Consider the following 21472-nt stretch of genomic DNA (forward strand, 5'->3'; position numbering starts at 1 on the left):
TCATGCACACGGCGTTCTTCGTGCTGCTGGGCGCGTCGCTCGCCCGCTACCTCGCCCGGCACGGCGAGAGCCCCCACACCCCCTGGATCGTCGCCCTCTCCGCGCTGCTCGCCGTGCTCTACGTCCTCGGCCCCGCCCTCGGCACCCGCCCCACCCCGCGCCGACTGACCTGGCTCGGCCTGGTCGTCGCGGCCTGGGCGCTGCTCGTCGTCCTGGCCCCGAGCTTCGCCTGGTGCGCGGTTCCGCTCTTCTACACCGGACTGCGCACCCTGCCGCCGCGCGCCGCGATCCCGCTGGTCGCGCTGCTGACCGCGCTCGCGGTGGCCGCGCAGCTCGAACTCGCCGGCTGGCCCGACCCGAATGTGCTGCTCGCCCCGCCGGCCGTGGCCGCGACCGCCGCCACCGTCTACGTCGTCATGCACCGCCAGACCGCCCGGCAGAGCGACCTCATCGACGACCTGGTCCGCACCCGGCGCGAACTCGCCGCCACCGAGCGCCGCGAGGGCACCCTCGCCGAGCGCGAACGGCTCGCCCGGGAGATCCACGACACCCTCGCCCAGAGCCTGTCCAGCCAGCGCATGCTGCTCCAGGCCGCCGACCGGCTCTGGGACACCGCGCCCGGCACCGCCCACGAACACGTGCGCAGCGCCGCCCTGATCGCCGAGCGCGGCCTCGCCGAGGCCCGCCGCTTCGTGCACGATCTGACCCCGGCCGACCTCGCCGAGGGCGGCGGCCTGCCGCGGGCCCTGCGCGCGCTGGCCTGCCGCGGGCCCTGCGCGCGCTCGCCGCGCGCGAGACGGCACCCGGACTCACCGTCCGCGTGCACACCGAGGGCGGCCTGCCCGACCGGCTGCCCGCGCCCGTCGAGTCCGCCCTGCTGCGCATCGCCCAGGGCGCCCTCGCCAATGTGCGCGAACACGCGGGCGCCACGACCGCCACCCTCACGCTGACCTGCCTGGACGACCAGATCGTCCTGGACGTCATGGACGACGGCCGCGGCTTCGACCCCGCGAAGGGCCGCCGCGACGGCGCCGATGACGAGGGCCGCGGCCACGGCCTGCCCGCGATCCGCGCCCGGCTGCGTCAGCTCGGCGGCACCCTCACCATCGAGTCGGCGCCGGGCGAGGGCACGGCCCTGTCGGCGGCGATCCCCCTGGAGCGACGATGACCGAACACCCCGTACGCATCCTGGTCTGCGACGACCACGCCGTCGTACGCGCCGGACTGCTCGCCCTGCTGCACAGCGCCCCGGACATCGAGGTCGTCGGCGAGGCGGGCAGCGGCGAGGAGGCCCTGGCGCTGGCCCGGAAGACCGCGCCGGACGTCGTCCTGATGGACCTCCAGCTCGGCACGGGCATCGACGGCGTCGAGACCACCCGGCGGCTGCGCGCCACGAGCCCCGCGCCGCACGTCCTCGTGCTCACCACGTACGACACGGACGCCGATGTCACCCGGGCCGTGGCGGCGGGCGCCACCGGCTATCTGCTCAAGGCCGAGCGCGCCGAGGACCTGTTCACCGCGATCCACGCCGCCGCCCAGGGCCGCCCCGCGCTCTCGCCCCCGGTCGCCGACCGCGTCCTGTCCCGGCTGCGCGATCCGCGCCCCGCCCTCACCCCGCGCGAACGCGACATCCTCGCCCAGCTCGCCCAGGGCCTGCCCAACCATGCCATCGCGGGCGCCCTGTTCATCAGTGAGGCCACGGTGAAGACACATCTGCGGCGCATCTACGACAAGCTCGGCGTGGACACGCGCGCGGGCGCGGTCGCGGTGGCGAAGGAACAGCGGCTGCTGTCCTGACCGGGACATCGGCGGCGCGGCCCCGCGCGGGATCCCGTCAGCGGCGCAGCGCCTCGAACGCGTCCCGGGCCGCGGTGCCCATCGCCAGCTCGATGTCCGGGGCGAGACCGGCCCGCCGATCCGCGCGGGTGAGCGCGGCCAGGGCCACCCGGCCGCCCGACTCCGCCTCCACCACGCCGATCTCGTGCCGCAGATGCAGGAACGTGCCCGTCTTCCCGCTCCATCGCAGCGAGTCCGCGCGCAGCTCGCACGCCAGCCGCTGGGTGAAGACCTGGCAGCCCATCAGCCGCCGCAGTTCGGCCGTCGCCCCGGGCACGGCGATCTCGTCGTCCCACACCCGCCGCAGCAGGCCGACCAGCGCCGCCGCCGAACCGGCGTTGGCGTGCGCCGGGTCCAGGGTCTCGATGGTGGGCAGGCCCGCCCGTTCGTCCCGTACGGCCAGCTCCAGTGCGAGCGAGAAGTCGTTTCCGGCGGCGCCGACCGCGCACTCGTACATATGGTTCATCCGGTGCCGCATCCGGATGCCGTCGCACCCCCACGCCCGCAGCCGCGCGTCCACCTCCGCCACCGGCACCACGTCCAGCAGCGCGTCCGCGGCCGCGTTGTCGCTCACCGACAGCATCAGCAGGAGCAGATCGCCGACGGCCACGGTGGCCGGGTGCCGGAACGCCGAGAGACCGGTGGAGCCGACGCTGCTGTGGGCCGGATCCACGGTCACCGGCTGTGCCGCGTCCAGTTCTCCGGCCGCGATCCGGTCCAGTACGACCAGGGCCAGTGGGACCTTCGCGACGGACGCGAGGGGCGTCGGCTCGTCGATGTCGAAGCCGAGTCGCTCGCCCGTGTCCAGGTTCAGGGCGAGGAAGGATCCGCGTACCCCGAGCGCCGCCCAGTCCGCCGCGACCGCCTCGGCGACATCCAGCAGGGCGCCGTCGTCGCCGACGCAGACCGGCCGGTGCCGGTCGCCGCTCGGCTCCGCCGGGCTCATCCGCGGGCCGCCAGCCGGGCGGGGGCGTCGCCGACGGCCCGGAGGCCACCGGTGTCACCGTGGCCCGCCGCCCCGACCGCCGTGCCCAGCAGCCGGGTCAGCCACTCCGGTACGTCCGGTGCGCCGCGCGAACCGGGTGGCGCGCTCACGTCGTACCCCCGGTGCAGGGCGGCATCGCCCAGGGGCGCCCACCGGGCGTCGTACCGGCGTGCGTACGACTCGGTGCACAGCAGCAGGGCGCGCCCGGCCAGGGTCTCGGTGAGCGCGTCGGCCGCCGGTCCCGCCGGTGCGATCCGCCCCTCGGACAGCCCGGCACGCGCGACGGCCCGGGCGAACCGGTCCTCGAAACAGGGGACTTGGTCCTCGGCCAGGACGAGGAGCGGCAGCGGCGGGTGCATGGGTGGTCCGCCGGTACGACGGCGACGCGGCCGTAGCTCCTCAAGGTGGAGGGCGCGCGGCGCCTCCCGGGCGTCCGCCTGTGCGGAGGCCAGCCCCAACGGCACCCGGAAGGCGGCGCGTTCCGGTGCGACGCGCAGGAGCGCGTAGGCGAGCGAGCCGTCGCTCAGGCCCGACTCCCTTTCAGCGGGCGGCAGTTCACGCATGCCGAGGGTGATACCGCGCTCGGTGCCGGCGCGCAGGGCGCGGGCCAGGGCGGCCGGGGCGCAGTCCGCGGGCACGCCGACGGCACGCACCCGCGCGTGCCGGGCCGAGCGCGCGGCCTGCCGCAGCCGCTGCGCGCGGTCCAGGACGTCGCGGGCGTGGGGGAGGAGCAGGACGCCCAGCTCGGTGGTCGTGACCTGGCGCCGGGAGCGGTCGAAGAGCAGACCGCCGAAGTGGCCCTCCAGCGTCTTGATCCGTCGGCTGAGCAACGGCTGGGCGATACCGAGCCGGTCGGCCGCCCGCGAGAAGCTCGCCTCGTCGGCGGTCGCCACGTACGCCTCCAGATGCGCCAGTAGATCCATCCAGTAGTCATATCAATAAGGCATGACACCTGCACAGTTCACTCTTGGACATGAGCGCCCTCGTGCTGTTTCGCTGTTCCCCACGGATCACCCCGCCCGACAGGGCATGACCTGGGAGGACTTCACCATGACCGCTTCCGGACCGCTCGCCCGCCGTGGCCTGTTGAAGGCAGGCATCGCGCTCACCTCCGCGGCCGCCGTGGCGTCCACCGGGCGGGCCGCCGCCGCCCCGGCCGCCCCGACCTCCGGCGAGCTGGCCGATCTGGAGCGGCGCTACGGCGCCCGGCTCGGCGTCTACGCGCGCAATGCGCGCACCGGGCAGGTGCTCGCCCACCGGGCGGGCGAGCGGTTCGCGATGTGCTCGGTGTTCAAGGCGTTCGCGGCGGCCGCCGTGCTGCGCGACGAGGCGCGCTGCGCGCCGATGGACAAGGTGATCCACTATCCGCCGCACGACCTGCTGCCCAACTCGCCCCGTACGGAGGAGAACCAGCCCACCGGCATGGCCATGGCCGAGGTGTGCGCGGCGGCGATCCAGTACAGCGACAACGCGGCCGGCAACCTGCTGCTGCGCCAGCTGGCCGGGCCGGCCGGGCTGACCCGGTTCTTCCGCTCGCTCGGCGACGAGGTGAGCCGGCTCGACCGGTGGGAGCCCGAGCTGAACACGGCGATCCCCGGGGACCCGCGCGACACCACGAGCCCCGAGGCCCTCGCCAAGAGCATCGAGCGGCTGGCCCTCGGCCGGGCCCTGGCCGCCGCCGACCGGGAGCGGTTCGTCAGCTGGCTGAAGGGCAACACCACCAGTGGCGCACGGTTCCGCGCCGGGCTGCCCGAGGGCTGGACCGTCGCCGACAAGACCGGGACCGGCGACTACGCGAGCGCCAACGACGTCGGCGTCGCCTGGACCACCCGGCGGACCCCCGTCGTACTCGCCGTCCTGTCGACCAAGGAGGGCGAGAACGACAAGGACGCCCCGGTCGATGAGGCGCTCATCGCGGAGGCGGCCCGTATCGCCGCACGGACGGTGGCGCCGGGGGAGTGAGGACCGGAGGGGCTGACGACGCGGCCGAGGGCGGCCCCTCCGAGGGTCAGGCCCACTGGGGCTGACCCGTAGGGGATCGGGGTTGCCGAGGCCCGGCTTGCCATAGGGCCGGAGGCCGGACGCCGGGACCGCCGAGGCCGAGACCGCCGAGGGCAGGCCCGCCGGGCTCGGACCCGTCGAAGCCGGGCCCTCGGCATCAGGCCCATGGACATCAAGCCCCCGCCATCGGCCCCCGCCATCGGCCCCCGCCATCGGCCCCCGACGTCAGGCCCGTCGCCTCAGGCCCCTCGCATCAGTCCCGCCCCGGCCGTTCCCCCTGCGCCGCCTGGAGGTCGGCGAGCAGTTCCGCCTGTTCCGCGAGGACCCCGGACAGGATCGTCCGTGCCACCCGCAGCAGTTCGGCCACATGCGGGCTGGTCAGCGAGTAGTAGACGTTCGAGCCCTCCTTGCGGGTCTTGACCAGGTTGGCGCGGCGCAGCACGGCCAGTTGCTGGGAGAGGTGGGCGGGCTCGATGCCCACCTCGGGGAGCATCTCGGCGACCGCGTGCTCGCGTTCGCTGAGCAGTTCCAGCACACGGATACGGGCCGGATGGCCGAGCGTCTTGAAGAACTCGGCCTTCAGCTGGTACAGCGGCTTGCTCACCGGTCCGTCCCTTCACCGGTCCGGCGACCCGCCCCCTGCGGCCCGGTCTCGGCCCGTCCCATCGACCCACACGTCAACACCATGGGGCCCATCCTCACCCGGAGGCCCCGCCGGGACCGAATCGGCTCCCGGGCACCCCGCGAACCGGCCGGCGCCGACCGGTTCGCGGGGCCCGGTCGCTTATGCGCTCGGCCAGCCGCCGTAGGGAACCGTGAGCAGTTCCATGGCGTGTCCGACCGGATCCATGAAGTACACGCCCTTGCCGCCGTCGTTGTGGTTGATGGCGCCGGGGTGCTTCTGGTGCGGGTCGGCGTAATGCTCTATGCCGCGCTCGGTGATGCGGGCGTACGCGGCGTCGAACTCCTTCTCGGAGACCAGGAACGCGTAGTGCTGCGGGGTGATCCGGTCCTCGGGGACGGTGGCGAAGTCCAGCGTGACGCCGTTGCCCAGGGCGACGGCCACGAACGGACCCCACTCCCCGGTGATGTCCAGGCCCACGATCTCGGTGAAGAAGCGGGCGGATTCCCGGTTGTCCCGGGCGTGGACGATGGTGTGGTTCAGATCGACCGACAAGGAATTGCCTCCAGAGGCATCTCCTGGCACCTCCATGCCTCACCGGGCCGGTGACCGGCACGCGATGCCGCCGTCCAGTGTAGTCAGCCGTTCGGCGCAGCGGAGAGGGCAGGATCCGCCGGGGACCGATGGACGACGCGGAGCGGGAGCGCGATCAGCAGGGCCAGCGCGACCAGGGCGCCGCTGGCCCACAGCGGGCCCAGCTCCGTGCCGGTGAGGGTGGCCGAGGCGATGAGGGGTCCGGTGGCGGCGCCGACGTTGAGCGCGGCGGTCGCGTACGAGCCCGCCATGGTGGGGGCGTGCGCGGCCTCGTACAGGACCCGGGTGATCAGGGTGCCGCCCAGCGCGAACGACAGCGCGCCCTGCACGAAGACCAGGGTCAGCAGGGCGACCGGCCGGTGCGCCAGCAGGGCCAGCGCGGGCCAGCCGATGAGCAGCGGCGGTCCGCCCACCGCGACGACGAGTCCGGGGCGCCGGTCGGACAGCCGCCCCGCGACACCGACACCGGCGAGGGAACCCGCGCCGAACAGCACCAGGGCGACGGAGATCCACAGCTCGCCCAGCCCCGCGGTGCCGGTCACCACGGGGGCGAGGAAGGTGAAGCTCGCGAAGGTCGCCGCGTTGACCAGGGCGCCGAGCAGCATCACCAGGAGCAGCCGTGGCCGCCGCAGCTGCGCCAGTTCGGCCCCCAGTGCCCGGGGCGTGCCCTGCTCCGGACGGCGGCGGGGGATCCAGCGGAGAATGCCCGCGGCCGCGGGCAGGCACAGGACGGCGACGGCCCAGAACGTGGCCCGCCAGCCGAGCAGCGTGCCCAGCACCGATCCCGCGGGGACGCCGACGATCGTGGCCACCGTGGTGCCCGACAGCAGCACCGCGAGCGCCCGGCCCTTGCGGTCCGGCGGAACCAGCGTGGCGGCGGTCGTCAGCGCCACGGCGAGGAAGCCCGCGTTCGCGAGGGCCGCGACCACACGGGTCGCGAACAGCACCGGGAAGCCGGTGGCGGCGGCGCCCACCGCGTGGGCCGCCGCGAACAGGAGGACGAAGCCGAGCAGGGCGGCGCGGCCGGAGCGGTCGCGGGCGAGGGCCGCCATCAGCGGGGCGCCGACGACCATGCCGATGGCGAAGGCCGAGGTCAGCAGGCCCGCCGTCCCGACGGTGACGCCGAGGTCCGAGGCGATGTCCGGTACGAGTCCGGCCAGCATGAACTCCGAGGTGCCCATGGCGAAGACGGCGAGGGCGAGCGGACAGAGAGCGAGAGGCATCGAGAGTGACTCCGGGGTGAGGAGAAGCACGAGAGGGTCATCTCGTCACCGCGGTCAGCAGCCCGGGGCGCACGCGTCCGGCCGTAGCGCGAAGGCACGGCGGAACGGTGGTGAGGTCAGTGGCTCTGGGGGCTGACGGCGTGACCGAAAGCCCCCACCCTGTCCGACTCAGGACTCGACATGGCCCGGAGCCTACCCGAGCGACTCCCGTGGCCCGTACGGCATTTCCCCTGAGTTCCCCCGCGTTCCCCTGAGTTCCCCTGCGCGACGTCCCGCGCGGGCGGGGCCGTTCGGCCCAAGGCGGGCGGGGTGGGGCGACCGTAGGGTTTCCGATCGTGCGACGTCATGTCCGGCCTCCAGTGGGGGGAGGCCGGACCCGACGGTCTCCGGATGCCCCGGCGCACCCGAGTGGTGGTCGGGGTGGCCCGGTGGTAGACGTGGTACGAGCCAGGGCCCCGGCCGCCCCGAGGAACGGACACGCCCCCCGAGGGCGGACGCGGACACCGTGCGCACCGGCGGTCCGGGAACCCGGCGAGGAGTGAGCGAGCATGGCAGAACGCCCCACACCCGGGCGCGGCGAGCCGGGGCCGGAGGACGGTCGCGCACGGGGCGACCTCGGACGCCGGCTCCAGCGGCGCCGGGCGGAACTCGGGCTGAGCCGGGAAGAGGTGGCCGAACGCGCCGGCATGGCCGAGGCGTACGTCGCCCATCTGGAGCAGCACAGCACCGCCGCGCCCGACTCCGGCACCCTGCTGCGGCTCGCCGGGGCGCTGCGCACCAGCCCCCAGGAACTCGGCGGCGGATACTCCGGGCTGCCGTCCGGGCTGGGGCAGGCCGCCCGCGATCCCCGGATGGGCGAACTCGACGAACAGGAGTGCAGGGAGCTGCTGTCGACGCACGGCGTCGGGAGGTTCTCCCTCAGCACCGAGGGCGCGCCCGTCGTCCTCCCGGTGAACTACACCGTCGTGGACGACGCGATCGTGTTCCGGACCCGCGAGGGCTCGGTGATCACCCAGGGCCTCGACCGCGAGGTGGCCTTCGAGGTGGACCGGGTCGACGACGCCTTGAGCGAGGGCTGGAGCGTACTCGTGCGGGGCACCGCCCGCGTGGTGAGCGACCCCGGCGAGGCGGAGCGGCTGGCCGAGCGCGCGTACAGCACCCCGTGGGCCGGCGGGGGCCGCGATCTGTGGGTGCGGATCGAGCCCACGGCGTACACGGGCCGTCGTATCGAAGCGGGATGAGAACGACGGGGGTCGAAGCGGGATGAGAGCGGCGGGGGTCGAAGCGGGATGGGAACGGCGGGGGTTCGACGCGTACGGATCTCGCCGAGCCCCGCGCTCCGCCGCACGGGCATCACCCCGGGCGCGCCACCTCTTCGGGGGTCGCCGACGGCACCAGATTGACCACTCCGACGACCCCGTCCAGCCGCCAGGCGGCGAAGCCGGCGCGGGCGATGGCACCGCGCAGTTCCGCGCCGCCCGCGAGGGTGACGATGCCGTCCCGCACGGACACGGTGACGGCCTCCGGCGGCAGGCCCAGCTCGCCCGACACGATCTCCTCGGACACCTGGCGGCGGATCTCGTCGTCCCCCCGCAGAAAGACCCGGAGCAGGTCACGACGGGTGACGATGCCGATCAGCCGGTCCTCCTCGTCCACCACGGGCAGCCGCTCCACGCCACGCCGCTCCATCAGCCGCGCGGCGTCGGAGACCCGCTGCTCAGGGTGGACGGTGACAGCGGGCGTCGACATCAGCGCGCGCGCCGGTGACTCCCGTACCGGCTCGCCGGGGGCCCCTGCCCGCCGGGCGGCCCGTTCGCGCACCAGGTCGGAGGCCGAGACGACGCCGAGCACCTTGTCGTCGTGGTCGATCACCGGCAGCCCGCTGATCCCGTACCGGTCCAGCAGCCGGGTCACGGCCGCGGCCGACATCGTCTCCGACGCGGTGATGACATCGCCGGTCATCACCTCGCCGATCGTGCTCTGGTTCACGGCTCTTCCTCCTTCAGGGTGGGCGGGCCCGCTTCGCCGGGTGGCGGACGATCGCCCGCCTTCGTGAGCCCGCTCGACGCCCCGGCCACGCGCGTCCCCGCTGTCCGTTTCGAGCCGGTACCACCAGCGTGCCGCCTCCGGCGCCCCGGGGCCGAGGGCCGGGCGCCCCCGTGAACGGGACCTTTGGTCCTGTACCCGGACCCCTTCCGGCTCCGCCGGGGTGGGCGGACCGGCCGCCTCGCCGGGGGTGTCTCTCCAGGGGTCGCCCGGCCCCCGGACGACCCGCACGGCCCACGGGCGCGAGTCCCCTTCACGAGGCACGCTTGTCGTACGGGAGAGCGCTCGGTGGACGGCGGAGAGCGTCGGGTCGGATCCGGAGGGACACGTCATGGCTGGTCATATCGCGGTGGGGGTCGACGGGTCCCCGCAGAGTGTCGCCGCCGCTCACTGGGCCGCGCAGGAGGCGGTGCGCCGGGGCGCCGAGCTGGTCGTGGCGCACGCGTGGGTCGCCGATGTGCGGTCGGCGCCGCTGGCGACACGGGACAGCACGGAACGCGGCTGGGCGGAGCGGGTGCTGCGGGAGGCGGTCGACAGCGTGCGCGCGGCGCATCCGACGCTGGCCGTGACCGGCAGGCTGATCGCCGATTCGCCCGTGCCCGCGCTGCTGTCCATGGCCGCCGAGACGGACACGCTGGTGGTGGGCACGCTCGGGCTCGGCCGGGCCGCCGGGGTCCTCGTCGGCTCGGTCTCGCTGCGGGTGGCCGGGCGCGCCCCCTGCCCGGTGGTGCTGGTCCGGGCCGGGCGCGGCGCCGCCGACGAGCATCTGCCGGCCGCCCCCGGACTCGCCCCGGACGAGATCCCGAGCATCCCCTACCGTGCCGTCGTGCTCGGCCTGGACGTCGACAGCGCGTGCGACGAGCCGATCGGGTTCGCCTTCGAGGCCGCCCGGCGGCGCCGCACCGAGCTGCGCGTGTGCCATGTCCACGAGCCGGACGGCGGCACCGGTCCCGAGGGGTCGGCCGCCGCCGAGCACGCCGTCATCGCGCTGCTGCGGCCCTGGCACGAGAAGTACCCGGACGTGTCCGTCGCCACGACCGTCACCGAGGGCCGGGCGGGGGACGAGCTCGTACGGGCCACCGACGGCGCCGGACTCGTCGTGGTGGGGCGCCGGATCAGCGGCAGCAGGCTCGGCGAACGCCTCGGCCGGGTCGCCCACGCGGTGGTCCAGCACGCCGAGTGCCCGGTCGCGGTCGTCCCGCACGACTGAGCACGGCGGGGAACCGGGTCGAACGGAGAAGGCAGGAGGTGAACCTGCCCGAGCCGTACGGCTGCCCCCGAACGCCGGTCAGCCGACGGCCCGGTGCGCCACCCGCCCGCCCGTCACCGTCAACGCCACCGGCGCGTCAGCGAGTTCGTCGGCGGACGCGCGCACGGGGTCCACGCCCAGCGCGGTCAGGTCGGCGCGGAACCCCGGCGCGATACGACCGGCGATCCCCGACTCGCCCGCCGCGGCGGCCGCGTGGCTGGTGCAGCCCTCCAGGGCCTGGGACGCGGTCAGGCCCGCGCGATGCGCGGCGGCGCCCTTGGGCCGGCGGGCGGTCGCCAGCACGGCGCGGGCGTCGTAGTGCGCGATGGGCCAGTCCGAGCCGAGCGCGACGGTGGCGCCCGCGTCCCGCAGATCCCGCAACCGCCAGGCACGGGCGGCCCGTTCACCGCCGAGGCGGCGGGACCACTCGTCGCTGCCGTCGTCCCGGGTGTACCCGGTGTGCGGCGGCTGCATGGAGGCCGCCACCCCCAACGCGGTGAAACGGGGCAGGAGTTCGTCCGGGGCCGTCTCGATGTGCTCGATCCGGTGCGCCCCGCGCCCGCTCGGCCCGAGTGACGCCACGGTGTCCAGCACGTGCCGTACGGCGGCGTCCCCGATGGCGTGGGTGGCGGTGCGCACCCCGGCCGAGTGCAGGGTGCGGACGGCCTCGGCGTAGGCGTGCGGGTCCGGCCAGAATGCGTCCGTGCCCCGCCCGTGGCAGTCGGGATGCTCCAGCCATGCCGTGCCGCCCTCCACGGTGCCGTCCATGAAGAACTTCACCCCGCCGACCAGCCAGTGCCGGCCGCCCCGCCCCTGGAGCGCGATCAGCTCGCGCAGCGCCTCCGCGTCCGCGCCCGGCATGCACCAGGGCGCGAACCGCAGCCGCACCGGCAGCACCGTCTCCCGCGCCACCGCCGCCACCAGCTCCAGGTCCCCGCCGTCCATCACATGGGCGCCGGTGAGCCCGGTGGCGGCCATCGCGGACAGCAACTCCAGGAGCCGCGACCGGCGTTCGGCGTCCGAGGGGCGGGGCGCGACGGCCGTCACCAGGTCCATCGCGGCGTGTTCGACCAGATGCCCGGTGGGCCGGCCCGCGGCGTCGCACACCACCTCCGCGCGCTGGTCGAAGGAGCGCGGTCCGGACACCCCGGCGGCGGCCAGGGCGGTCGCGTTGGCGAGGGCGGAGTGACCGTCGTACAGGCGCAGCAGGGCGGGGGCGTCACCGAGGACGTCGGCCAGCAGGTCATGGTGGATCGGGCGGCCCTCGAAGGCGTTGTGGTCCAGGCCGTGCCCGAGCACCCAGCCCCCGATCCGCCCGGCACCCGCCAACTCGGCGCGCAGGGCGGCCAGATCGCGTACGCCCGACAGGTCCACGCCGGTCGCCATCTCCAGGCCCCACACCGGATGGCTGTGGGCGTCGACCAGGCCGGGCACCAGATGCGCCCCGCCCAGCTCGACCACCTCGGTGCCGGGGCCGCGCCAGTCCGGTACGTCGGCCGCCTCCCCGACCGCCGTGATCACCCCCTCGCGCACGGCGAGGGCCGTGGCGGTGGGACGTTCGGGGTCGAGGGTGCGCACCCGGGCACCGGTGAGGACGAGATCGGCGGCGGCCATGCCATGAACTCCTTGGTGAGCGGCGGTCATCGGGCGGACTCGGTCGGCGCCGCGGGCTCCGCGGCGAAGGACGCGTACACCTCCGGTCGGCTGCGCCGCAGCCACCACGCGAACGGCAGCCCGAGCAGGAAGGCGACCGGCGCCGCGAGCACCAGCAGGGTGTTCACGGTGGGCGAGGCGCCGGTGAACAGGTCGATGTGGCCCACCACCAGGACGATCGCGGTCGCGAGCAGCACCGTGGCGAGGACCGGCGCCACCACCGTCCGCAGCCTCCCCTCGCCGTGCCGTACCCGCCGGAAGTAGCAGGGCACGGCGATCGCGGCGAGCAGCTGGAGCAGCATCAGGCCGATCATCCCCGGGGTGTTCACCCACAGCAGCAACTGCTGGTAGGGGTCGGCGCCTGCGGCCCAGAAGGCGAGGACGACCACCGCGCCGAGCACGGTCTGGGCGATACCGGCGAGGTACGGGGAGCGATGGCGCGGGTGGATCCGGCCGAGCCGGCGGGGCAGCACACCCTCCTCCGCCAGCGCGAGCGCGTAGCGGTTGATGGCGTTGTGGAAGGCGAGCAGGGAGGCGATGACGCTGGTGACGATGAAGACGTGCATCAGATCCGCGGCCCAGCCGCCCACGTACGTGGTGATCGCGGTGAAGAACAGCCCGGCCGGATCCTTCCCGGCGGCGCGCACCACCTGGTCGTCGCCGAACGCCTGGACGGCGATCCACACCACGAACGCGTAGAACAGGCCGAGGAATCCGACGGCCAGATAGGTGGCGCGGGGCACGGTGCGCCCCGGGTCGCGGGCCTCGCGGCGGTAGATGACGGTCGACTCGAAACCGGTGAACGCGGCGAAGGCGAAGGCGAGTACGGCGGCCGTGCCGGGCACGAACACATGGGAGGGCGCGAACGAGGCCAGGGACAGCCCGTGCGCGCCGCCCTTCAGCAGCACCCCGGCGGCCAGCAGCACGAGTATCCCGGTCTCGGCGACCAGCAGGACGCCGAGCAGCTTGGCGCCGAAGTCGATCGAGCGGAAGCCGCCGTAGCCGATGAGCAGCAGCCCGGCCAGCGAGACGGGCAGCCAGGGCACGTCGGCGCCGAACAGCGTGTGCAGGGTGTCGCGGGAGGCGGAGGCGAGCAGGCCGTAGACGCCGATCTCCATGCCGTTGTAGCCGAGCAGCGCGAGCAGGGCGGCGCCGATTCCGGCCGGGCGGCCGAGACCGCGGGTGATGAAGGCGTAGAAGGCGCCGCCGCCCGTGACATGGCGGCTCATGGTGGTGAAGCCGACGGCGAAGACGGCGAGGGTCAGCCCGGCGAGGAGATAGCCGACCGGGGCGCCGGTGCCGCCCAGCAGGATCGCGAGCGGCGCGACCCCGGCCATGACGGTCAGGGGCGCGGCGGCGGAGACGACGAAGAAGACGATGTCGGCCGTGCCGAGGGAGCCGGGGCGGAGGGTGGCCGTGGCGGACGGCGCCTTCTCCTCGGGCAGTTCGGAGGTGGTGACGGACATACGGGGGAGCCCTTCGGGCGGCGGAGGGGAGGGGGGTCCCCGAGGCGGGCGGGCGCGACCGCGGCGGACCGGGCGACGGCCCGCGCGAACGCTCCCGGGCGTACGGCCGTCCGGGCGCACGGAAGGGATGGCGGGCGCCCGGAGCCGTAAACCTAAAGGGTTTCGGTTTCCGCAATGTAACCTGCGGTCGGGCATCCGGGAAGACCTCAGGGAGAACACCGATCATGGGACGGCCGCGCACCCCGCTCCTCGACCGCGAGCGCATCACCACCACCGCGCTCCAACTCGTCGACGAGAGCGGCGACTTCAGCGTGCCGCAGATAGCCAGACGGCTCGGCGTGCAGACCGGCTCGGTCTACCACCACGTGGACGGCCGGGACGGCATCGTCGAACTGCTGCGCGAACGGGTCGCCTCCGCGATCGAGACCGCCACCCTCGACCTCGAACCCTGGGACACGGCCGTCGAGACCTGGGCCCGCTCCTACCGCGCCGCCTTCGCCGCACACCCCCGCGCCATCCCGCTGCTGATGACCTCGCCGGTGCGCGCGCCCCGGGTCCTGGACCAGTACGAGCGGGCGGTGACCCGGCTGCTGGACGCCGGGTTCGAGCCCGCCGGGGTCATGGCGCTGATCACCGCGCTGGAGAACCTGGTGCTGGGCTCGGCCCTCGACCTCGCCGCCCCCGAGACGATGTGGGAACTCCCGGACCGCGCCGCGACGCCCCGTCTGGCCGCGGCCCTCGCCGCGGCGGGCGACCACCGGGCCGACCGCGCCTTCGAGGTCGGTCTGACCGCCTTTATGCGGCATGCCCGGACCCTGTCCGGAATCCATGGCTCCTGAAGGCTGCCCAATTTCCCAGTACCGCCAGTAACATGATCACCTTTGGGACTGGTTGTATCGGCCAGTCAAGTCGGCGCGCCGCTCGATGTCATGTCTTTCCCGGAGATGTCCATGTCTGCTGTCAGTGACGCATTAGAAGACGCCCGTATCCAGTACGAGCAGCACACCCGCGCCTGCCGCCAGTGCCGCGCCGACTCCGCGCCGTGCGCCGTGGCCAAGCATCTGTGGCGCCTGTTCAACAAGGCCCGCCAGAACCAGTTGCGGTCCGCCGGGGCCTGACCGGGGCGCGGGTCTTCGGCGCCGCTCCTCGGCCGGTGCGCGAACCGTCATGCGCGGAATCCGATGTGCACATGGTCGTGGTGGGTGGCGTCGCTGAAGAACTGGCCCGGGCCGCCGCCCGCCGGCAGCACCGGGCCGCCGACGTTGTACGACCCCGCCGCGGCCGCGTCCCGCATGAACCGCTCGATCAGGGACCGTGAGGTCGCCGGGTCCACCACCGCGTGGCCGTCGATCCGCCACACGTCGAAGGCCCGGCCCCGCGGATGGTCGCTCGGCCGGTCCGTGCCGAACACGTCCAGCGGATGCCCGGAGCGGACGACACTCACCTCGATCCGGTAGGTCCGGGCCAGGGCCCGCATCGCCCGGGTCACGCCGCTGTGCACCTGGCCGCCGCGCAGGTCGGCGACGGCTGCGGGCGGCAGCACGATCCGGGTGTCGGACAGGGCCGCGCGGGTGCCGGCGGGCAGGGCGCGGGCGGGCGGCCCGGGGCGCGCCGGACGGAGGGCGTCGACCGTCCAGCCGCGCGTTCCCCGGGAGAGCCGTACGTCCACCGTCGTACCGCCCGAGGCGACTTCACCGCCGCTGCGGGTCCACTGGCGGCAGACCACCAGCACGCTGGCGGACCGGGCCACCCCCCCCCCCCCCCCCCCTCCCCCCCCCCCCCCCCCCCCCCCCCCCCCCCCCCCTCCCCCCCCCCCCCCCCCCCCCCCCCCCCCCCCCCCCCCCCCCCCCCCCCCCCCCCCCCCCCCCCCCCCCCCCCACACCGCCCAGCGCGGCACCGGCGAGCGTGCCCAGGACGGCACGGCGGCTGGGCGGCGGAGCGGCGGGCGCGCGGGGAGGGCTCATGCCGTCAGTGTCCGTCGGGCGCGCCGCCCCGGCGACTTCGGGCGGCCGGCCGCCAACGCGTTCAGAACGGCGGTTCGTTCAGCAGGTCCAGCAGCCACTCCGCGCTCTGTGCGACGCCGGGCGCGGGGCGTTTCGGGTCGGGGAACATCCGGCTCCAGGAAGTGGCGCGGCCCAGGGCGCTGAGTCGCCAGGCGAGGCTCACCGCCCGGCGCAGTTCGGCGGCCGGGAGCCCGGTGCCGGTCCAGGGCTCCAGATAGGCGTCGCGCAGCCGGGGCAGCGCCCCCGCGCCGTACCGTTCGCGCACCTGCTCGCCGGTGACCCGGAGGCTGCAGAACGGGTGGGACACGGTCGCGTCCCCCCAGTCGAAGAACGTGAACCGGCCCGGCGCCGGACGGAACAGCTGCCCGTCGTGCAGATCCGCGTGGTCGAGGGTGTCCTCGATGCCGACGGCGGCGAGTTCGGCGCACCAGTCCACGAGCCGGGGCCGTACGGCCGCCACCCGGGCGCGTGCCTCGGGGTCGAGCGCGGTGTCGGCGGCGAGCAGCCGGTCGAACACCTCGGGCAGATCGAGGGTGCGGGCCCGCGGGACGCCCAGCCGCTCCAGCTCCCCGGCGTACGGGGTCAGGGTGCGCTGCACGCCCGCGTACTGGCGCAGCAGGTCCTCCCAGACCTCCGGCCCGACCGGCTCCCGCGCCAGCACCTGCCGGAACAGATCGCCGCCGTCCGGGAGCAGCGACCAGGCGCGTGCCGCGTCCACGGCCAGCGGCTCCAGCACATGTCCGGGCACCCAGCGGGCCAGCGCGGCGGTCAGCGGGCCCTCGAAGGCGGCGGACCGCGGGTTCGCCTTGAACCAGACCGGGTCCCCGCCCGCCACGGGCACCCGGGCCAGCACCGACCACGGCCGCAGCCGCACCCGGAGCTCACCGTCCGCGCGCAGACCGTGCTCGGCCAGCTGCTCCCGGACCCAGTCGAGGGCCGCGGCCCGCCAGGACTCCTGCTCCCACGGCGTCACCGCGTCCGGGAAGGCGCCCCGGTCCACCGTCATCAAGATCTCACTGTGCATCACGCCATCCCAGCAGCAGGGCCACGGCCCCGACCACCGGTTTTTCCGGCGCGGACACCCAGGGAACCCGCTGTCGTCAGGCCTGCTGACGGCGGCGCATCGTGAAGTACGTGCCCGTCAGACCGGCGGCCAGCAGGGCGCCGATACCGAGGCCGACCGGGAGGGTCGGGAAGGACGCGTCCGAGGTGTCGGCCGCGTTCTGGAAGGCCGGGCCCGGGGTGATGCTGGTGTGCACCGGGGCGACGTGCCTGATCGGGCCGACGGACTTCACCGAGCCGTCGGTGTTCAGCAGCACCCGCTTGTCGTTCGGGTGCCGGAAGTCGAACATCCCGCCGAGCGAGCCCGCCTTGGCGTCGAAGGAGGCGTCACCGACGCGGCCGGTGCGCCAGTTGTCCTCGATGAAGCGGGTGATGGACGCCTGGTCGGTCAGCGTGTGGTCGACCTTGTTCACCTTGCTGTAGGGCGAGATGACCAGCAGCGGCTGACGGGTGCCGGGACCGCAGCGATCCGCGTAGCCGCCGGCCGCCTTCGGGCCCTTCTGGCAGGCCGGGCTGTCGGTGGCCTTGCCGTTGGAGCCGACCGAGCTGTCGGTCGAGCCGTTGCGCGGGGCGACGAACGCGTGGTCGTACCAGCCGTCGGAGTCGTCGTAGGCGACCACGATCGCGGTGGACTTCCACTGCGGCGAGCTCTGGATCGCGTTGATCTCGTCGACCAGGAAGTGCTGCTCGTCGATCGGGTCCGAGTACGCGGCGTGGCCGTCCTGGTACTCGCCGGCCTTGAGGAAGCTGACGGCCGGGAGGTGGCCCGCCTTGAGCGTGGCCGAGAAATCGGTCAGGTCGTAGTTGTGGTTGGCCTGACCGTTGTGGCCGATCTCGGAGACGGACTTCGGCGGCAGGTGGTGCGGGTTGGCCGTCGACTTGTAGTACGAGAACGGGTTGTGGTGCGGGCTGTAGTCCACCGCGGCCGCGCCGCCCACGTTGTTGTGCGTGGTGTCGCACTTCGCGTACGAGCCGGACGTGCCGTCCCAGCCGGTCGACGGACGGAAGCCGCCCTGGAACCAACCCCAGGTGACCTTCTTGGCGTTGAGCAGGTCACCCACGTTCTTGCCCTGCATCGACGCCAGCGCGTTGCTGCTGGTGTGGTCCTTGTCGGAGCAGTCGTCCCAGGCCGGGTCGGGGTCGTTGACGACCGTGCCGACACCGTCTGCGTCCGGCGACTGGACCGTGTACGAGTCCGGCTTGGCGGTCCGCTTGCCGGTGGCCGGGTCGATGGAGACCACGCCGTGCGTGTTGCCGGAGGCCAGGTTGAGCGCACCGGGGGTGGACGGCCCGTAGTTGGAGCTGTAGGAGCGGTCGCTCAGCGTGTAGTGCTGGGCGTAGTTCCACAGCGCGGTGACGGTGTTGCCGTCGTAGTAGTCCATCGCCAGGCCCGGCTCGCCGAACAGGCCGCCGCTGCACTTGTCGACCTCGGTGTTCTGCACGAACTGGTCGGCCTTGCCGCCGTTGTAGGCGTACTGCTCCGGACCGTAGGAGTGGTTCTGGTCGCAGGTCAGGGCCTGCGACGGCGACAGCCGCTTGGGCGCGTACTGGTTCGGGTTGTGCTTCAGCAGCCCGGCGTTGGCGAGGGTGTCGATGTCCTTCGGGGTCTTCTTCGACGCCGTGAACTTCGTGCCGTCCGTGTTGGCGGCCTTCGGGTACGTGGCGAAGTAGTGGTCGAAGGAGATGTTCTCGTCGAAGAGCACGACGACATGCTTGATCGGCGTCGCGGTCGACGAGGCCCCGTGACCGTGGGCGGACGTCGCCGCCCACCCGGGCGCGTTGCTGCCGAGCGCGGTGAGCGCCGCGACTCCCACGAGCGCGCCCACGCTGCGCATCGCGGCTCGTCTTCCTCTGCTGGCCATGGTGGTCTACCCCTTTGGACAGAACGTCTGTGCGGTGTACGAGCAGGCATGCTGCGCTCCTTGCGGGGCGCGGTGGCGGAGCCATGATGTCGCCTGGATGAACACCGAGTCAGGGAACCTGTGGGAAAACTTGACGGTGTGTTGACCGAGCGGGCCGCCGGGTTGTCCGGACAGGTTCGGGTGAACTGCCCGGTCAGACAAGGGAAAAGGGCCGGCCCGGTCCACTGGGGGACCGGACACGTCAGGCGAACAGGGCGCGTCCGTACCAGTCCTGGACATCACGCACCCCGGGCAGCGCGAAGAAGTAGCCGCCGCCGAACGGGCTGATGTAGTCGGTCAGCGGCTCGCCCGCCAGCCGGTGCTGGACCGTCTCGAACTGCCGTACAAGATCCTGCTGGTAGCAGGAGAACAGCAGGCCCATGTCCAGATTGCCGTTGGCGTCCATGCCCAGGTCGTAGTTGTAGGCGCGGCGCAGCAGGCGCTGGCGGGCGGTGGCGGGGGTGCGCGGGTTGGCCAGCCGGATGTGCGCGTCCAGCGGGATGACATCGCCCTTGGGGTCGTCGGCGTACTTCGGCACGTCGTGCTCGCGGTCGCCGTCCAGCGGCGCGCCGGAGGAACGGGACCGGCCGATCATCCGCTCCTGCTCGCTGAGCGAGACCCGGTCCCAGAACTCCACGAGCATCCGGATCAGCCGTACGACCTGATAGCTGCCGCCGACCGCCCAGTCCGGCTCGCCCGAGTCCCGGTCCACCCAGATCAGCTGGTCCATCTCGCGGGCGCTCGCGGTGTCCGGGTTGGCGATGCCGTCCCGGAAGCCCAGCAGATTGCGGGGGGTGCCGGAGGGCCGGGGCGGGCTGGCGAAGCCGTCCATCCGCCAGCGGACCTGGATGCCGCCCCGGGTGTGCCGGGCGATGTCGCGCAGCGCGTGCAGGGTGGTGTCCGGGTCGTCGGCGTGCAGTTGGAGGCTGAGGTCGCCGTGGCACCACTCGGCTTTGAGGTCGTCGTCGGGGAAGGCGGGCATGGCCCTGAGCCGCTTGGGCTTGCGCGCGGTCAGTCCGAACCGGTCGTCGAACAGCGAGGCGCCGACGCCCACGGTGACGGCCAACTGCCCGCCGGGCAGCCGGTCGCCGAGGATGCCCGAGTCGGCGGGCGGTCCGGTGACGCCCACCGGGTCCGGGGTGCCGCCCAAGGTGAGCAGCCGGGCCCGCTCGGTCAAGGTGCGCAGCACATCGGTGAGTTCGGCGCGGCTCTCGGCGGTGACGTCCAGGGCGGCGAACACACAGGTGCGGCGGGGAGCCGCGATCGCCGATGCCTGGTGCACGCCGTGGAACGGCGCGAGCGCGGACGCCGCCTCGTCCGGGCCCGGGTCGGGGGCGGCCGCGCTGGTGGCGAGCCCCGCGCCGGCGAGGGCGGCGCCGCGCAGAAAGCCGCGCCGGGCCAGTCCATGGTGTCGTTCGGCGGTGCTCACACGGTCCTCCGGGGGTCGCACAGGGTCGCCACCGACGCCAGCCGCTCCACGAGGTCGTCGAGCTGGGAGTCGATGCGCTCCCGCTGGGCGCGGGTCAGTCGGTCGAGCGCGGTCCAGCGCCCGTCGTGCCGGGACCCGTCGAGGGTCCCCCCGGCCCGCGTCAACTCCCTCTCCAGGCCCGGCAGATCGGCGTACCGGGTGGTGAGCAGCGGACGCAGCCGGGACAGCACCTCGCGGGTGCCGTCGAGGTTGGCGCGGGCGGTGGCCAGGTTGCTGCCGCTGCCGTAGTCGGTGCGGCCGGTCAGTTCGAACTGGACGGTGTTCTCCAGGATCTCGTGTGCGCGCAGCCCGAGTTGGGCGGGGTCCATACGGCTCTGCGCCCAGCTGCCGCGCAGCCCGGTGAGCGCCTTGACCAGGGCGGCCGCCGGGGCGCGCAGCCCGCTCGCCGACTCGCCGTGCCACAGGCCGTACTCGATGCGGTGGAACCCGCTGAAGTCCTTGTCGCGCACCCCGTCGGCCAGTCCGGCGTCGGTGCCGTTGATCGCGCCGTCCGCGTCGCCGAAGGCGTCGTACGCCGCCCCGAGCCGCTCGTACTGGAGGTGCGCCGGCAGCCAGGCGGAGCGGGCGGCGGCGAGGTCACCGCGGTCGATCGCGTCCTTGAGCTCGGCCGAAAGCCGTACGGCCGTGGAGAGTCCGCCGCCCACCCACTTCTGGTAGGCGAGCGCGGGCGGGATCAGATCGTGCTCGGTGACCGGCGCGGCGCCGGGGCCGCGCCGCCCGCCGGTGACCCGGACGGTGGGGCCGGTGACGGCGTCGGCGTCGTCGGGCACGCACATGAAGGCGTACGCGCCCTTGCCCACCTGGACCGTCAACTGCCGTGTGGTGCCGGGGCCGATGTCCTCCACCTCGCCGTACACCGCGTGGGTGCCGGGGTCCTCCAGATAGACCTCGGTGGCGCCGTCGGAGGTGTTGTGCAGGTCGAAGGTCTGCACCCCGGGTCCGGGCCGGGTCCAGCCCCGGCCGCAATGGCTCTCGGAGACCTCGACGACGAGGCGCCGGGCGGCGGTCTTCTTCCGCTCGGAGCCGCCGGTGCACAGGGCCACCAGGGCGAGCGCCACGGCGAGTACGAGGAACACGGTCGGCGCCGTCCGGAGACGACGCGACCGCGTGCCGAGGCGGGGCAACGGCATGCTGAGCCTTTCCGGACGACGTACGCAGCTGTCCGCAGGGCGGGTTGACCGCCGGCGGAACGGCCTCATCGTAGACAGCCGGAGGGAACCGAACACCCGTCCGGGGTGTTCGGTGGCCAAGAATTTCCCGGGGGTTCACCGGCCGGAGGCTCGACCGGGGGTCCGGCCGGTGAGCGGATCGCGGGGCGGGCCGTGGGACCGGCCGAAGGGGG

19 protein-coding genes and 1 pseudogene are annotated in these 21472 nt (G+C 74.1%); 7 read left to right on the plus strand and 13 right to left on the minus strand.

Annotated elements, in window-relative coordinates; translation table 11 throughout:
* Positions 1-2: 2 nt before the first annotated feature.
* Positions 3-1168, plus strand: a pseudogene (locus ACLF5H_RS07045) (sensor histidine kinase).
* Positions 1165-1797, plus strand: a complete 633-nt coding sequence (locus tag ACLF5H_RS07050) for a response regulator (protein WP_421675189.1) — start codon at positions 1165-1167, stop codon at positions 1795-1797. Before ACLF5H_RS07045 ends, ACLF5H_RS07050 begins: the two are co-directional and overlap by 4 nt.
* A gap of 37 nt (positions 1798-1834) precedes the next feature.
* Here ACLF5H_RS07050 and ACLF5H_RS07055 read toward each other — a convergent pair whose 3' ends face one another.
* Both ACLF5H_RS07055 and ACLF5H_RS07060 read right to left on the minus strand, forming a co-directional pair.
* Positions 1835-2782 carry a serine hydrolase gene (locus ACLF5H_RS07055; protein ID WP_421675190.1) on the minus strand — a complete coding sequence of 316 codons (948 nt, stop codon included), beginning with the start codon at positions 2780-2782 and terminating at the stop codon, positions 1835-1837.
* Positions 2779-3744 carry a LysR family transcriptional regulator gene (locus ACLF5H_RS07060; protein WP_421675191.1) on the minus strand — a complete coding sequence of 322 codons (966 nt, stop codon included), beginning with the start codon at positions 3742-3744 and terminating at the stop codon, positions 2779-2781. The genes ACLF5H_RS07055 and ACLF5H_RS07060 overlap by 4 nt, the downstream gene beginning before the upstream one ends.
* A 127-nt stretch (positions 3745-3871) precedes the next feature.
* On the opposite strand from ACLF5H_RS07060, the gene bla reads away from it, so the two are divergent.
* Positions 3872-4783 (plus strand): class A beta-lactamase, encoded by a 912-nt coding sequence (gene bla, locus ACLF5H_RS07065; protein ID WP_421675192.1) that lies wholly within the window; start codon positions 3872-3874, stop codon positions 4781-4783.
* Between the two features lie 292 nt (positions 4784-5075).
* Here bla and ACLF5H_RS07070 read toward each other — a convergent pair whose 3' ends face one another.
* From ACLF5H_RS07070 to ACLF5H_RS07080, 3 genes are all read right to left on the minus strand, one after another.
* Positions 5076-5426, minus strand: coding sequence for an ArsR/SmtB family transcription factor (locus ACLF5H_RS07070; RefSeq protein WP_421675193.1), 351 nt, complete (start codon positions 5424-5426; stop codon positions 5076-5078).
* Positions 5427-5606: 180 nt separating this feature from the next.
* Positions 5607-5999 (minus strand): VOC family protein, encoded by a 393-nt coding sequence (locus tag ACLF5H_RS07075; protein WP_421675194.1) that lies wholly within the window; start codon positions 5997-5999, stop codon positions 5607-5609.
* Positions 6000-6082: 83 nt separating this feature from the next.
* Positions 6083-7261 carry a Cmx/CmrA family chloramphenicol efflux MFS transporter gene (locus ACLF5H_RS07080; RefSeq protein ID WP_421675195.1) on the minus strand — a complete coding sequence of 393 codons (1179 nt, stop codon included), beginning with the start codon at positions 7259-7261 and terminating at the stop codon, positions 6083-6085.
* 548 nt (positions 7262-7809) lie between these two features.
* Here ACLF5H_RS07080 and ACLF5H_RS07085 point away from each other — a divergent pair.
* Positions 7810-8502 (plus strand): helix-turn-helix domain-containing protein, encoded by a 693-nt coding sequence (locus ACLF5H_RS07085; protein WP_421675196.1) that lies wholly within the window; start codon positions 7810-7812, stop codon positions 8500-8502.
* 112 nt (positions 8503-8614) lie between these two features.
* Here the strand turns inward: ACLF5H_RS07085 and ACLF5H_RS07090 are convergent, their stop codons facing one another.
* Positions 8615-9250 (minus strand): CBS domain-containing protein, encoded by a 636-nt coding sequence (locus ACLF5H_RS07090; RefSeq protein ID WP_421675197.1) that lies wholly within the window; start codon positions 9248-9250, stop codon positions 8615-8617.
* Positions 9251-9638: 388 nt separating this feature from the next.
* Here ACLF5H_RS07090 and ACLF5H_RS07095 point away from each other — a divergent pair, with 388 nt between their 5' ends.
* Positions 9639-10517, plus strand: a complete 879-nt coding sequence (locus ACLF5H_RS07095; protein WP_421675198.1) for a universal stress protein — start codon at positions 9639-9641, stop codon at positions 10515-10517.
* Between the two features lie 78 nt (positions 10518-10595).
* On the opposite strand, the gene ACLF5H_RS07100 is transcribed toward ACLF5H_RS07095, so the two are convergent.
* Both ACLF5H_RS07100 and ACLF5H_RS07105 read right to left on the minus strand, forming a co-directional pair.
* Positions 10596-12170, minus strand: a complete 1575-nt coding sequence (locus tag ACLF5H_RS07100) for an amidohydrolase (protein WP_421675199.1) — start codon at positions 12168-12170, stop codon at positions 10596-10598.
* 26 nt (positions 12171-12196) lie between these two features.
* Complete coding sequence (locus tag ACLF5H_RS07105) at positions 12197-13675, minus strand: APC family permease (protein WP_421675200.1); 1479 nt, start codon at positions 13673-13675, stop codon at positions 12197-12199.
* A 224-nt stretch (positions 13676-13899) separates the two neighbouring features.
* Here ACLF5H_RS07105 and ACLF5H_RS07110 point away from each other — a divergent pair, with 224 nt between their 5' ends.
* Both ACLF5H_RS07110 and ACLF5H_RS07115 read left to right on the plus strand, forming a co-directional pair.
* Positions 13900-14514 carry a TetR/AcrR family transcriptional regulator gene (locus ACLF5H_RS07110; protein ID WP_421675201.1) on the plus strand — a complete coding sequence of 205 codons (615 nt, stop codon included), beginning with the start codon at positions 13900-13902 and terminating at the stop codon, positions 14512-14514.
* 111 nt (positions 14515-14625) lie between these two features.
* Positions 14626-14793, plus strand: coding sequence for a hypothetical protein (locus ACLF5H_RS07115; RefSeq protein WP_421675202.1), 168 nt, complete (start codon positions 14626-14628; stop codon positions 14791-14793).
* 47 nt (positions 14794-14840) lie between these two features.
* On the opposite strand, the gene ACLF5H_RS07120 is transcribed toward ACLF5H_RS07115, so the two are convergent.
* The 5 genes from ACLF5H_RS07120 to ACLF5H_RS07140 form a co-directional block, all read right to left on the minus strand.
* Positions 14841-15425: a hypothetical protein gene (locus tag ACLF5H_RS07120; RefSeq protein ID WP_421675203.1), complete on the minus strand. Its 585-nt coding sequence runs from the start codon at positions 15423-15425 to the stop codon at positions 14841-14843.
* 275 nt (positions 15426-15700) lie between these two features.
* Complete coding sequence (locus tag ACLF5H_RS07125) at positions 15701-16702, minus strand: phosphotransferase (protein WP_421675204.1); 1002 nt, start codon at positions 16700-16702, stop codon at positions 15701-15703.
* Between the two features lie 76 nt (positions 16703-16778).
* Positions 16779-18602: a phospholipase C gene (locus tag ACLF5H_RS07130; protein ID WP_421675205.1), complete on the minus strand. Its 1824-nt coding sequence runs from the start codon at positions 18600-18602 to the stop codon at positions 16779-16781.
* Between the two features lie 241 nt (positions 18603-18843).
* On the minus strand, positions 18844-20070 hold the full coding sequence (gene efeB / locus ACLF5H_RS07135; RefSeq protein WP_421675206.1) for an iron uptake transporter deferrochelatase/peroxidase subunit: 1227 nt from the start codon (positions 20068-20070) through the stop codon (positions 18844-18846).
* The gene (locus tag ACLF5H_RS07140; RefSeq protein ID WP_421675207.1) at positions 20067-21260 is read right to left on the minus strand and encodes an EfeM/EfeO family lipoprotein; all 1194 of its coding nucleotides are present in this window, start codon (positions 21258-21260) and stop codon (positions 20067-20069) included. Before ACLF5H_RS07140 ends, efeB begins: the two co-directional genes overlap by 4 nt.
* Positions 21261-21472 lie beyond the last annotated feature (212 nt).

The organism is Streptomyces sp. LaBMicrA B280 (assembly GCF_049222185.1).
Taxonomy (GTDB): domain Bacteria; phylum Actinomycetota; class Actinomycetes; order Streptomycetales; family Streptomycetaceae; genus Streptomyces; species Streptomyces murinus.

Excerpts from the sequence above, each read along its gene's own strand:
- ACLF5H_RS07050 (WP_421675189.1), top strand. The coding sequence starts at position 1,165 with ATGACCGAACACCCCGTACGCATCCTGGTCTGCGACGACCACGCCGTC.
- ACLF5H_RS07055 (WP_421675190.1), bottom strand. The coding sequence starts at position 2,782 with ATGAGCCCGGCGGAGCCGAGCGGCGACCGGCACCGGCCGGTCTGCGTC.
- ACLF5H_RS07060 (WP_421675191.1), bottom strand. The coding sequence starts at position 3,744 with ATGGATCTACTGGCGCATCTGGAGGCGTACGTGGCGACCGCCGACGAG.
- bla (WP_421675192.1), top strand. The coding sequence starts at position 3,872 with ATGACCGCTTCCGGACCGCTCGCCCGCCGTGGCCTGTTGAAGGCAGGC.
- ACLF5H_RS07080 (WP_421675195.1), bottom strand. The coding sequence starts at position 7,261 with ATGCCTCTCGCTCTCTGTCCGCTCGCCCTCGCCGTCTTCGCCATGGGC.
- ACLF5H_RS07085 (WP_421675196.1), top strand. The coding sequence starts at position 7,810 with ATGGCAGAACGCCCCACACCCGGGCGCGGCGAGCCGGGGCCGGAGGAC.
- ACLF5H_RS07095 (WP_421675198.1), top strand. The coding sequence starts at position 9,639 with ATGGCTGGTCATATCGCGGTGGGGGTCGACGGGTCCCCGCAGAGTGTC.
- ACLF5H_RS07100 (WP_421675199.1), bottom strand. The coding sequence starts at position 12,170 with ATGGCCGCCGCCGATCTCGTCCTCACCGGTGCCCGGGTGCGCACCCTC.
- ACLF5H_RS07105 (WP_421675200.1), bottom strand. The coding sequence starts at position 13,675 with ATGTCCGTCACCACCTCCGAACTGCCCGAGGAGAAGGCGCCGTCCGCC.
- ACLF5H_RS07110 (WP_421675201.1), top strand. The coding sequence starts at position 13,900 with ATGGGACGGCCGCGCACCCCGCTCCTCGACCGCGAGCGCATCACCACC.
- ACLF5H_RS07115 (WP_421675202.1), top strand. The coding sequence starts at position 14,626 with ATGTCTGCTGTCAGTGACGCATTAGAAGACGCCCGTATCCAGTACGAG.
- ACLF5H_RS07125 (WP_421675204.1), bottom strand. The coding sequence starts at position 16,702 with ATGCACAGTGAGATCTTGATGACGGTGGACCGGGGCGCCTTCCCGGAC.
- ACLF5H_RS07130 (WP_421675205.1), bottom strand. The coding sequence starts at position 18,602 with ATGGCCAGCAGAGGAAGACGAGCCGCGATGCGCAGCGTGGGCGCGCTC.
- ACLF5H_RS07140 (WP_421675207.1), bottom strand. The coding sequence starts at position 21,260 with ATGCCGTTGCCCCGCCTCGGCACGCGGTCGCGTCGTCTCCGGACGGCG.